The sequence below is a fragment of the Arthrobacter sp. efr-133-TYG-120 genome, from assembly GCF_030209785.1.
Classification (GTDB): Bacteria; Actinomycetota; Actinomycetes; order Actinomycetales; family Micrococcaceae; genus Arthrobacter.
On the sequence record NZ_JARVRI010000024.1, the window covers coordinates 24,136 to 36,728 of the forward strand.

At 61.4% G+C, this 12,593-nt stretch carries 9 protein-coding genes; 4 read left to right on the plus strand and 5 right to left on the minus strand.

Annotated elements, in window-relative coordinates; translation table 11 throughout:
- Positions 1–1,230 precede the first annotated feature (1,230 nt).
- Entirely contained in the window at positions 1,231–1,989 is a 759-nt protein-coding gene (locus tag QRN51_RS14055; protein ID WP_284990465.1) for a hypothetical protein, read from the plus strand.
- Positions 1,990–2,805: 816 nt separating this feature from the next.
- Entirely contained in the window at positions 2,806–3,810 is a 1,005-nt protein-coding gene (locus QRN51_RS14060; RefSeq protein ID WP_284990467.1) for a hypothetical protein, read from the plus strand.
- Between the two features lie 139 nt (positions 3,811–3,949).
- Here the strand turns inward: QRN51_RS14060 and QRN51_RS14065 are convergent, their stop codons facing one another.
- The 5 genes from QRN51_RS14065 to QRN51_RS14085 all read right to left on the minus strand — a co-directional run bounded on the left by QRN51_RS14065 (position 3,950) and on the right by QRN51_RS14085 (position 9,304).
- A complete protein-coding gene (locus QRN51_RS14065) occupies positions 3,950–5,023 on the minus strand; it encodes an SNIPE associated domain-containing protein (protein ID WP_284990468.1) in 1,074 nt (357 codons plus the stop codon).
- Between the two features lie 311 nt (positions 5,024–5,334).
- The gene (locus QRN51_RS14070) at positions 5,335–6,534 is read right to left on the minus strand and encodes a hypothetical protein (protein WP_284990469.1); all 1,200 of its coding nucleotides are present in this window, start codon (positions 6,532–6,534) and stop codon (positions 5,335–5,337) included.
- A 172-nt stretch (positions 6,535–6,706) separates the two neighbouring features.
- Complete coding sequence (locus QRN51_RS14075) at positions 6,707–7,666, minus strand: FRG domain-containing protein (RefSeq protein ID WP_284990470.1); 960 nt, start codon at positions 7,664–7,666, stop codon at positions 6,707–6,709.
- A gap of 71 nt (positions 7,667–7,737) precedes the next feature.
- Positions 7,738–8,481, minus strand: coding sequence for a DUF8548 family protein (locus tag QRN51_RS14080; RefSeq protein WP_284990471.1), 744 nt, complete (start codon positions 8,479–8,481; stop codon positions 7,738–7,740).
- A gap of 262 nt (positions 8,482–8,743) precedes the next feature.
- Positions 8,744–9,304 (minus strand): ETEC_3214 domain-containing protein, encoded by a 561-nt coding sequence (locus QRN51_RS14085; RefSeq protein WP_350224985.1) that lies wholly within the window; start codon positions 9,302–9,304, stop codon positions 8,744–8,746.
- Between the two features lie 119 nt (positions 9,305–9,423).
- Here QRN51_RS14085 and QRN51_RS14090 point away from each other — a divergent pair, with 119 nt between their 5' ends.
- Both QRN51_RS14090 and QRN51_RS14095 read left to right on the plus strand, forming a co-directional pair.
- Positions 9,424–9,906 (plus strand): hypothetical protein, encoded by a 483-nt coding sequence (locus QRN51_RS14090; RefSeq protein ID WP_284990474.1) that lies wholly within the window; start codon positions 9,424–9,426, stop codon positions 9,904–9,906.
- Between the two features lie 328 nt (positions 9,907–10,234).
- Positions 10,235–12,478, plus strand: coding sequence for a hypothetical protein (locus QRN51_RS14095; RefSeq protein WP_284990475.1), 2,244 nt, complete (start codon positions 10,235–10,237; stop codon positions 12,476–12,478).
- Positions 12,479–12,593 lie beyond the last annotated feature (115 nt).

The window sequence follows — 12,593 nt, forward strand, 5'->3', positions numbered from 1 at the left end:
CCCTGACTAGCTCAGGCATACGGCCTCGGTCGAACGATGGCGGCGCCAGATGCGATCTCACGGCCAGCCCATTCCTCAACGATCTCGGCTCTGATCTTGCGGCTGTGGTCTGACCCATGCCTGCGGACCAGCTCACCATAGAGATCGGGAAGGTGAGCGCGACGAGCATCACGGCGATTCCGGCCAGGCTCACTCCGTAGAAGGCTCGATACTGCAGAGCTGCGGCTGGCCTGGGCATCATTCGTGCAAGTTCGTCGAATCCGTACCGGCGGGCGATGAGCGTGAGCAGTCCACCCCCAAGCAGCGCGCACAAGATCACGATTCAGACGATCCAGACAGTTCCTGCCCAGCTGCGAAGAGTGGCGGTGATGTAACCGTGCTGGGCGCGACTGCGAGGAGGACCCAGATGGTGCCCGTCACTGCGCTGCCCCGGCCACCGTTGAGTGAGTGGACACACGACGTTTCTTACCCCCTCTTGGAATCAGCCTCACTACCGACACACTCAAGACAGGCTCAAGGGTGCGGGCGAGGATCCGCTGGACGGAACCAGTCCCCAGTTCCTGTTCTCTGGCGGACTCGTCGACTTCCGCCAGGCTGCGTTCTGTGGAGGGGACATTGAGTTCGATGCGGCCCTCTTCGCCGGGGGCACAGCGAACTTCCGCCTGCCGAAGGATTGGTCCGTCCGACTATCGTCCCGTGGTGCGACTCACCGCCTGTGAATGTGCTGCCCCAAGAATTACCGTTTGTTTGGCATCACCTGGACTCCAAGCCTGCCAACTGAATCGGGTTATCAGAACCTGCGGCCCGCCGGGTACGGGTCCATCGTAAGTGAGCTTCTAGCCCGAAGACCGGACCGACCACGCCTCTCCGGCACGAATGAATTCGAAGGTGGCGGGGACCTCCGGATCGCCGACCGCTGGGTAGGCCTGTATCTGCCACACTTCGACGTCGATTCGGCCCCTCTTTGTCCCGGATACTCATCCGTGTCTTCGTCTCCCAGCATGGGACCCGCTCGAACCAGCGGACCGGCTCTGCACCGACCAGCCAGAGCTGCCCCTCGAGGGCAAAGTCGATCGGCACACCCTCCGCCGAGGTCCTCACATCGATGAGCTTCACGCGGGCGTTCTGTCCTCTGTATACGGATGCCGTTTTCTCCAGCCTAAGCGCGGGCCGCCGGCGGCAGTCATAGAGTGACAGCTGATACGGACTACAGCGCGGGAAGAAGAAGCAATGGACGATCAGACACGACGTGCGGCCTACGCCGCCCTGTACGCGGACATCCGTGTACTGGTAGCCGCCGCGCCGGCCCCGGCCGGCACGCCCTACGGCAGCGGAGAGAGGGCAAACCTAAGCGGTGCCGCCGCCGTGGCCCTGTCCTGGGGCTGGCTGATCCGGCTCCTGCGCACGGGGGAAGCGGCCATGCAGCTGGAGGCGGCCGGTTACGGTGAGGAAGCCTCGCCGTTGGTCAGATCCATTTTGGAACATGCCATGCGGTTGTACTGGGTAGCCCAAGAGGGCGGCGGCGTGGTGGAGGTGGCACTCCGGCAGCGCAGCGAGAGCATCACCAAGATGCGGGAATCCCAGTCGGGGGCGTGGACCTACACGGACGAGGAGATAGCGGCGCTCGAGGCGCTCCAGCTGCAGTCCAGCAAGGAATCATCATCCCTTGACACCCAAATCCATATCCGGAATTTCGTCGATAAGCACCCAGCGAAGCTCATGCCGGTTTACCAGGCGTGGCTGCTTGAGACGCAGCGGAGCCACCCGACACTCTCGAGCGCCCGTCCCTATTACACGATCGAGGACATCGAGGCGGGCTACATTCTTGACCACGAACCCGACGAGGTGAACCACCAGATCGGCAGCAAGGTCTGCGCAGCAGCACTGTTCGGGGTCAGCTCGTATGCGGAGGCTACGAAGACCAGCGGACACTTCGAGGAACCGCTCGGCATTCTGAACGGCAGGTACGTCGAACTTATTCAGAGTTAGCCGCAGCGTCTCACCAACGAACGTCTCGCAAACCCCAAGGGGCGAGTTCAGGCGGCAGGCGAGAGCTGGCCTGACTGCCTCTTGCACCCGCGGAGGGGCATCCGAAGGCGACATGTAGGGGGCGCAACCTGACATCGGACTCAAGTCCTCTCGGCCCTCCAATAAAGCAGACGTAACTGTGGACACTGTCCACACCCACTTTGGCAGGACAAACTTCAGGGCACTACTCTCGCAGGCGCGCCCTGAGACCGCCTCCCAGGGGCGCTCTTTAGCGAGATCGCCGATGTCATGTCGGCCCCGATTCCCCGACACATGAATAGGTGTAGGCCTCCCAGCCAACCCGAAAGAACCGGAACGAGGAACCATATAACCCACTTCAACAGGCGGAAGACCCACCAGCCAGGGACTTGAACCCCGCCACCACACACACCTGACCAGGCTCCGCGGCAGCCAAGCTAAAGCCAGCGAACCAGCCGTCAGAGCGACGCGACCACAACTTTTGTCAACACGTCAAAGCAAAAACCCCCTCTGACGAGGGGGAATGCCGTGCCCGAGGTGGGACTCGAACTACATTCCAGGCCTTGCAAACTCAGGGAACTCCCAAAAACATGATCATTCCGAGACCGTCCGGCGCCAGTACGACCCAGTTCGATGCCGGAGGTGTTGACACTGTCAACAGCAGTTGAATTCATGGACTAGGCAAAATCCGAGCTCCTCACAGCATCCTTGGGAATACAGCGCTCCATCTTCCCAGATAAGCGCTCTTCCATTGTTCCAGTTCCAAGACATGTCGGACGAGCTAATTAGGCTGGTCGCATGACCTCTCAACCCCGAATACTCGACACTGCCTCGGAGTGGCTGCACTCAGCCCTTTCGGATCCCGACGGCGACGTCGTCCTCACGAGCCCTTACCTCTCGTATATCGTCTGCAGGCGCATCGCGGACGCGGCGATGGGATCATCCCGCTCGTGGACCCTCTGCACGGTTCTGGATCCGCTCGCCGTGGCGAGCGGATTCCTCTCCGTCCAGGGAATGGTGCTCATGCTCGACGCGGGAGTCGAGGTTCGCCACGTAGACCGCCTTCACGCTAAGTGCTTCATCTTGGGGAGTCGAGGGATGCTCGGTTCCGCCAATCTCACAGGTACTGGGCTGGGCAGCTCGGTGAATGCGAACCGTGAGCTTGGTGTCGAGCTGGATCGGGATCAGCTTGTGGAAGCACGGACGATGATCAATGCTTGGCCTTCCCGATCAGTATCGAAGAGCGATCTCGACGACTTGGCAGTGCAAGCCGCGAGACTCCCGAAGCCCACTCCGGGGATGCGGGACCGGGACGAAGACTCGGCGCTTTTCGACATCGAACGGCTCCTTGCCGATGCTCGGGATCCGGAGCGATCTCTCTGGGTAAAGGTTGAGGGCGGCGCTCCGGTCTTGGACCAGTGGCGGCAAGAGTGGAGATTTGCGAACCCCGGTTCAAAACGGGGCGACAGATGGATCGGAGAACCCGCTATCAAGACCGGCGATCTCGTCTTCATCTGCGCGACAGGGACTAAGGACTGCTACGCCGTAGTCGAAGTGACAACAGATCCGGAGCTTCTGCCTAAGGACTACGTCGAATGGGCTGCGTACCGGGAGGGCGAGGATTCGGAGCGATGGCCCTGGGTCAACCGCACTAGGCCACGCCTCGTTCCTTCGAGTCTCATCGATTTCAAGTACGAAGACCTCCGTGGAGGAAAGAAGCTACCTCGTGGAAGCCGTTTCCGGCTGAGCCCTGAGGAGTTCGTCGCAGGTGTCCGAGTATTCGCTCAACGGGCGACGGAGTGATCCACTCGCCACAAGGCGGCCTTCCGATCCGCATGGCGTGGGCACCCTTCGTGTCTGAGGGTTGGGGAGGTTCGCATTGAGCACCGTGCGAGTTCGTCAAGGTGCGACAGCCGCATATAAGGCTCCGTCTGTTATCTCGTCAGCTCGATGTTTCTAATCCGCCGTCTAGTGCCCTTCGCTGGGGAGGCCACGCGCCCAATGACTGGAAGTATTCGGTCGCCTCAGCCTCTTCGGTGAACTCAAGGAGATTACCGACCTTGCCTGCTAGGACGTCCCGCACTTCGGCCGGTGTGGCGAAGAAGAACTCCTTCCGGGCGTTCGCCTGATTCACGGCGCGATCTGCGAAGTGACGGTGTAGATCGGCTTCGAGTGTGACGGCATCTTCGGAGAAGTAGATGGTGTGGATGTCGAAGCGGAAGGGGACAGAGGCTCCGCTGAGCTCGCTGACACGGTCGGTGGGGTCGAGCCGACGGGTCAGGCCGATCTTGACGACTCCCTTGCCGAACGCTCCCCGGTTGGAGATGACGTAGACGTAGCCTGCGCGGATGTTGGCTGCACGGTAGTCGTTCTCCGCGATCGCCTGGTCGATTTCGGCGAGCCGCCGGACGAGGTCGTCGTTCGTGGTCCCGGCAGCGGACAGGGTCTCGAGCGTCTGCGTGAGCAGCGCGCGTTCCTTGTCGAGCCGGGCACGTTCCTCCGCGAGCTCTTTCTCCACGCGCCGTTCCTCGCGGAGCCGGGCCCGCTCTTCGCGCTCCCGCTCCTTCTCCTCCTGCTTCATCATCAGCCAGTCAGCCGTCAGCTCGATCTCCTCAACGCGGAGACGATGGTACGCATCGCTGATGCGCATCTGCATTATCGCTCCCAATCGGGCGATCGCGACGCGGGAGGCTTCCAGCCGCCGTTTGGCCGTCTGAACGTTGCCGGCCTTCAGCGTGCGGATGCTGTTGTCGGCTTCGGCGTTGTAGGCGCGGAGCATTAGCTTGGCCAGGTCCGCGGACATCTTGCGACCCTTGGCCAGCGAGTTGTCGAAAGTGAACATGTTCGACGTCTCGATCGCATGGCCCTCGCGGATCAACGCCGCCGCGCGGGACTCGACGTCTTGGAGGCGTGGCAGGTATGCCGCGGCGTTCTCAAGAGGGTGGTGGTACCGGTAGATGCCGACTTCCTGCAGCACCTTCTGGTCATCGAGCTGAACAACGGCTTCAGACGCCACGGACGCGTCCTCGAGCAGTCGGCGGAGTCTCGCGTTCTCTGCCTCGAGTGCTTCTAGCCTCCCCGTTGACGTCTCACCCCCGGAACCAAGGGCGCCCGCCTGCGTTGTCTCTTGCGCGAGCTCGGCACAGTCAGGATCCGGCATACCGGTGGGCTCGTCGGCCGCTGTCTCCTCGCCCTGGGGGACCCAAAGCTGCCAGCCCGGCGGCGGTGAAGGCCATGATCTCGGCGGCCTCCAGCCCGCAGGGGGCATCCACCCGGCCCGTGCAGGCGGCCACCCAGGGGCGGGGTTGAACCGCAGGCGCTCCAGGCTCATGAACGACGTACGCCGGCGGGATCCACCGCTGACAGCGCCGAGGGGTTTTTCGACACGGCAGCACCGAGGTGCTGGAGGGTCGCAGCAGGGACCACACCAGAGAGATCGAACTCCAGGAACGTCTCCCGAGGTGAGGTCACCGCGACGAGCGGAATGAACGTGCTTCGCCCTGTCGCGGGGTCCTTCGTCTGGGGGCCAACCTGCAGGGAGACCGCGTGGATGATGCCCTGGCGGTCAGACTCGAAGATCTCGTGCAGCGATCTAATCGCAACCTGGTGGACTGCGGAGGCGTAGCGATTGTTCGCTTCCGTCTTCGACAGCTGGGTCTCGGTAATCTCGTCGCTGGCCTTGACATACCTATAGGCCTTCACGGTGCGGACCTGGTCCGGTGCTGGCACAGCGACAGTGAGTTTCAACTCAGCCGTCTCCGGGTCGAACTTGGCCTCGTGCTTAACCGGGAAGGGGTCGGGATAGAGGGAGTTCGCCAGGACAATCCCGACGTACTCCTCGACCGCGTCGGCCACCCCATAGCCAAGGGCGGCCTCAAGGTCGTCAATGGCAGCGTTGTGCTCGGCGACCTCCTTCTCGCGCTCCTCGCAGTCCCCCTCATAACGGGAAATTTCAGTTTTGAGCTGCTCGATCCTCTTCTTCTCGAAGGCAGCGTGCGTCGCTTTAAGCGCAGCCTCCTTCGCCGGGAGCGAGTCCCGGTACGCCGTCCACTCACGCATGGCCTGCTCATACTCGGCCTCGGCCTCTTGGCGCGCCGCCTCGAGCTTCTTCTTCCGGCCGAAGAGTCCCGTCGGAGGCTCTGGTTCACGCAGGACCGGAGCTGGGGGAACCTCGATAGGTCCAGGAACTGGATTCGGACGTTCCAGTTCGGGATGAGGGAACGACGGGTGCTGCACGGTCCGCTTCAGCGACTGCAGGTCAACCCAGTCGTCTGATTCTAGGGTGGCAGCAAGGAGTCCGTCGATCTGCGCGTACTCGTTGGCTAGGTCTTCGTTGAGCTGCTCGGCCAAGGCCTGCTGCGCCTCGGCGTGCGCGGCCTTGGCCTCCTTCTCGAGCCGCTTGCGCTCGGCCTCCGACGCCCGTTCCGCTGCCGCCGCAGCCCGAACGGCGGCAGCCCGCGCCCTCTCCGCCCTTGCCCGGGCAGCCGCTGCAGCCCGTTGAGCAGCATTCTGCCGCTGCTGAGCCAACCGCTGCTGACGTTGAATTTCTGCAAGAAACCCGCGACTTCGAGCCATTCCAACCACCCCCATACAAAAACGGACCAAAGACCACTTTAGACCGTCGAAACGCGGAACTGATGAAAGCTGAACGCTTCTTCCAGCGGCGTTTCCTGCCCGGGGCTGAACGTGAGAATGAAGCTCAGTTAGCTGCTCTTTCGTAGTTAAAGTTCTGCCCAGCGAAGCCGGAAAGGTCCGGGTACATAGTTCTGTGGGAACGGTTGAAACTATTTTCCAGGATGGGGAGAATCACTTTCTTAACCTCGGGTGGGATGATGAGTCCCATCATCCCGAAGGAAGGCCAACGGCTTCCCTGAATATCGACATCCATTTCCTTCATCTCCCTCACCAGACTCAGCAGGAGCCAATTTCCCTTGTACGGGAAGCCCCACATTGGTGTTGCTGCCGACTGCTCGGGCACGGATGCAGTGATGAATAGCCCCTCTTGGGCTGTCATGCGCGCGTCACGAACGACAGGCTGAACCAAGAAAGGCATTTCGTTCGCTGCTGACTTTTCGAGCGCGTAGGAGTAGTCAAATCCAAGGGGATCTTCCATCCCTCCCCATGTCTGCTTGGGCAGGAACGGGACTGTTTCAATGACAGGGACATCACTGACCGCCATGCCTATAAGCACCGCTGGCCCATCAATCAGGCTCTCATCTGAACAGGCGAACCATAACGCTGTCAGCGGGTTGTATGTGACATCGATAAGTCGAGTCGGGATTCCGTGGTGCTGCATAAGGGCCAACATGTGCAGGTCAGAAGCATAACCATACTGCGAGTGCCCTAAGCCCCATTCTCTGGCCGCTTGGATGGCTCGCACCTCGTTGAAACGCAGGTTTTCTTCGGTCGGTTCCACCCCGCTTGTGGCGAGTTTTCGGGCAAGTGCTGACTTGACCTCATATTGCGCGCTGGGAAGGCCACGCCATACAAATTTGGTCTCAATGCCCAAGGAGAAGCTCAAGAAGCCAATCTCGGCCCAGAGTTCCTCAGGAGTCTCGACGCTTCGGGCCCATGCTGAGTGCCAGGTTGGGATTTCCTTATCCTCATTCTGAATGTTAACCGCAGGCTGGCTGTTGCCTGCGCTCTTGTCATTGCTCATGTCCTGCTCTGTGTTCCTCACCGTTCTCGACCCACCCTGGGTGCATACCCTTCGTCGCCCATGATCACGCGTCACCTCCGGATGTTCTGCGCGAGCACTTCCTCCTCCTTGAAGACATCCCGCCCTGACACATGCCGCCAGATCACGTGGTCAAGCCGGCGTGGCTCCGTGGGATAGAGCTCCGCAACCCGCTTGATCAGTACCGCAGCATCCTCCTCGCTGAGCCGCCGGTCCCCCAGCTCGGCGTGCTCCTTGATGAACCGGATCACCATACGATCCGGTTTCACCGACTGGAAGCCGGCAAGGATAAGAAGGTAGTTGTACGTCACGCCGGAACGCTGGCTTGGCAGGTCCAGCCAGACGTTCTTCAGCCCGGTGAGGTGCTCGTCCTCGGCGTAAGCCCGATGCAGGTCATTCCGTGTCCTGTAGTTCAGCTCGTGGAGTTTCTCAGCCGCCTGCCGGATCACCTCGGCCTTCAGAGGGGCGTTCTTCTTGGTGTGCGCCGGCTTGCGGTTATCCACGACCTCGTCGGCCCAGACAGCCGCACTATTGCCCCCGGCAGCAAAGGTCGCCAGGAGCTCCTTGGTGCCGTCCTGGTCCGCGTCACCGCCCTCGGCGCGCCGATAGGCCCGGTACTCATTCACGACGTTGATGACGCTGTTGTAGTGAGAACCCGTCGAGAAGATGGAGTCAATGATGCAGAGCGCCAGGCTGTGCGGGTAGCCATCGGCGGCAATCCACTTGCTCTCGTCCCCAAAAATGCCTCGGCATACCTCTGTCAGCTTTTCCGCTTCGGCGGTGAAGTCAGTCGTCATCCTCGGACTCTAGCAAGCATCACCAAGATCTTCGGGATTCAGGTATTGCGTACCAGCTCAGCCCGTTGAGGGTGGATAGATTCAGTGTGAAACCTGCCGCCTTTATGAAACGAGCAAATTGACTCCTCCCCCGTTTGATAAAGAAGGCACCGCCGTCCGTCGGCTCGTAGTCAGCGCTTCCCAATGCCTGCCAGCCTGTTGCTCAACCACAGCTGCCACTGGGCTGGCGATGAACGGAACGGGATCACGAACTCATGGAAGATCACCGGCCACATTGCGGCTCCGCCTTCAAGGAACGAGTCGTCACGGCCACACGACGGAAATGTGTTGACCGTCGTGGACTGGCGAGTCGCCCTAATGCTTTCCAGAGCCGGCTGCGGGCTGTCTGTGGTGAAAATGGGCGCGTCCCCACTGCAGATGTGCTGCCGCCGTTCTCGAACGTGCCGACACCTTCCAGGTTGTGCATGAAGACGAACGATTGGTAGGCCGATGGCCTACCAAAGTAGGTGCGTTCTGCGTAGGCATAGCTGACCGAGCCAACCTCTTCGATCACGCCTGACGGCTGCTCTACGACATCGGAGAAGCGGGACCGACCAAGTTTTCCCTTGACTAAACCAAACGTCAGATTCCTGAGGTCTACTTTGAGGCGCTTGTCCGTGACTGTTACCGACCAAGCCAGGACCTCGCCGCTCTGGATGCGAGCGACGATCCAGGCGTGCTCGGTCGTGAAGATGTAGTCCACGGCGCCCGCGACGTTATAGGCGTCCTTCTGCATGAGAGGCGTACCGAAAAACGACTTCGCGTAGTTGAGTGAAAACCCAATGCAACCGCCAAATTCACGATCGGGATAACTGGGGCTGTCTTGAGCTGATTTGGAAGAACCTCATCGGCCGCGCAGCAGGCGGAAGTTCAGCGACAGCGCGTACCGAAGCCCTGCTGGCTATGAGCGAGACAGAGCTCGAACTGCCGGAGGCCGATCGAACCTCCCCTCGCCCTGATCATGCCGCGCTCGACGCTCTCCGGGCCGACCTCTTGGTGGCGCCAGAGAACCTGCGCAAAGCCGAGCCCGAGTTCGCCCACGAAGAAGTCCGTCGCTTCGCGACATCCGTGCGCCTCGTGCGGTCACCTTCCATCACAGAAACCTTGAAAACATCCGGGCCCATGCGATGGTCGATGTCCGCCGCCAAGCTCGCATGCGAAGGCAAGCTCACCGGTGCGGACGATCCAAATACTGAGCTTGCGGCACTGATGGCCCAGTTCGACGCCCTCGGTGACGGTTCCACGGCCCGCTGGAAGGACGTACCGCTTGAAGCTGTACTTGAGATGCCGAACGCGTACGACCTTCTCCGGCACATCCTTGACGCAGGTGCCGCCGATTCGGACGACATTCTTGCGACCTTCGTCAGAGTCGTTTCGCTCCACTAGCGGCACGAAAACATGGTCGACGTGCCACGCGGTGAGCCGGTCGTGCGCCTCCTGATCGAGGAGGTCAACGAGCTGTGGCACCAGGACGACGAAGTGTTCGGCAGTCGACCTCGACTGGAGCGCATGGGGTCTCGGTTCGTACGACCCCAAGTTCCTTCTCCAGCTCACCGAGGCCTACTACATCGACAACCGAGGCGGTAACGGCTCGAGACTCTGGAACGGTATACGCGACCACCAGACACGCGGTTTCCAACGTTTGAGCAACCACGGGTATGGGTCGTTCTGGGTTCTAATTCGAATGTGTCAGCACAAAGACTGGGTTCCGGTCGTGAACCGGATACTAAACCATGCAGCAAACATCCGTTGCCTCGCTGAGGACGGCCCAGGAGCTGTCGCTGCCGGCTCGAAGTTCACGCTTGCGATCGACGGCACCGAGCGAGCCTACGTCGGAGACAGCAACGTCTGGGGATGGTACCGCGGCAATACCAATGGACCGTACCCATGCATGAGTGCACTCCAGGCCGTCGAACGGTGGGTCGACAGCAGGATCGCCGACGGGGCTGAGATTGGAAATGTGGCGACAGCTCTGTTGAACGGATGCGAGAACCTGGCCATGCCTGCACTTATTGTCGGCACCACCATCCGTCACTTAGCCGACGACCCGAAGGTGCTTGATCGGTACCTTGTCGAGCCTCTCGTCTGGTACTTCGACTCCATCCGAGCTACTCATGAGTCCTTTGGATTCATGCGCGCGCCCGATGATGCCATCACAAATCCCGAACGACGTAAATGGTACCTGCGCGACATCGCAGGGTTCCTTGCGGTAAGCGCCGGCCCTGAGCCCCAACAAGAGCTCAGAGACTTAGGCGCGAAGCTAGTCGCCAACGCCGCCCGGTTCGACGCTGGCGAGCCCACCCTCCATCGCTGGGCAGCTGCGCTCGACGCGGACAACATGACGACCGAACCCACAGAGGGCGGAGTGCTCATCTCGGTCAAGGAGCCCAGGATCATCGAAGAAGAGCTCGCTCCGCTGCGAGCCGACATGACCCGCGGCAACCTCCTCATAGGGCTCCAGAACAAGTACTGGATTCCGGCACGACAGCAGAAAGAAGGTTGGACGCCGCCAACTCCGGCTGAGATTGCGGAAGACCTCGCACTGGTCAAGGACCTGCACGACAACCCACCTGAATTCGCAGCATCCGAACCGTGCCTCGCACTCGCCTACGTTGCATCAGCCGCAATCCGTAGCGCCGCGGAAGGAAATCCCGCAGCGTTCGGCCAGAATAGTTCCTTCGCGATCACTTCCATCCTGGGCATCCTCGAACGGGCCGAGGCCGACGCCTCACACGACACCGACGTAGTCACGTTTGAGAACGACATCGGAACGCGGGCAGCCGCCGCCGCAGCCATCCCGCACCTGCTTCTTCCTGAACTTGCCGAACACCTCGCGACGGCCGGCGCGACCCCGGACGATGTCGCCGCGGCAGCCGCGGCCCTGGGCCCGCTCGCAGCGACAGACACCTGCCTGAAGTTCGCTCGTGGGTGTGACACCATCTGGGAGCATCCGTGCTCAGGCGACCCATGTATGCATCTGACCGCTTACCAGTGGGCGCTCGACCTCACCCGGCTCTGCGAAATCGGCGAGTTCGACGACGCGCTTCAGCAATTCCCCCAGGTCGTCGTAACCGGCGACGTCATGGCTCGGATTCCGGAGATTCCTCGGGAGCGGCTCGACACGTCCCGCCTCAGCGCGACCATCCGGGTACTCGGGCGCGCCGCCTCATCCAGCGCCTGCGTCGCGGAGATCGCCCAACAGGACCTGGAAACGCTCCTGAAGGCGCAGGCACACGCCATGGTCACCCAGGAGCTTTCCGAAGACGTCCACTTCGTCGACGACCGCGGTGCCCAGACCATATCCGCCGCACGGGCGCTGCTGCACATCCGGTCGCGTGCGGGCGCAGTCGACGACCTGCTGTTTGAGTACGTCACGGCCCTCGCCCCCGCCAGCCACGTGTTCAGCGCGTTCCTGCGGGACTTGGCAGCGGTCGGAGCGGAGACCCAAGAGCTCGCTGACGCCGCGGGAGAAGTGTGGCCGACCCTGTTTGCACACGTCCTGGACCAGGTGGACGCCAACAGAGCCATTTACGACCGAGCAGATAGCTTCAGTGACTACGCGCTGAGCCACCTCCTTCCGAACCACCCTGGGACTACCCAGTCACTGCACGACGAGCTCGGGCGCCACGCCTTCGAGTGGGTGAAACCCGACGATCTCGTGGACCTTATTCCTCAGTGGCTCCCATACGCAGCCGGCAAATCCTCATGCCTACTCGAGCTCATCCGGTTCCTGCGCCAACTCCCCATCGAGACACAGCTGAGCAAAGGTCTGAGCTGGCTTGACGCGCTGTGCCTTTCGAAAACGGACCGGCAGCTCGTCTCCTATGCGCCGATGAACGAGTGGCTGGTGGAGATCAAGCCAGAGGCCGACGCACGAGGAGCCGGAAGCAAGTGGCTCAACCTCGTCGACCGTCTGGTGTACGCAGGCAACAGGACTCTCGCAGAATACTCACGCTGAACCGACGAAAAAGTAACTCAGCTCAGACAAGCCAGGCGAGCGATCTTGCGCTATACCGGGTTGCAGAAGCCGTGCCCGCCAGCAGATTCCAGGCTTCGCCTCGGCTTTGGATCCA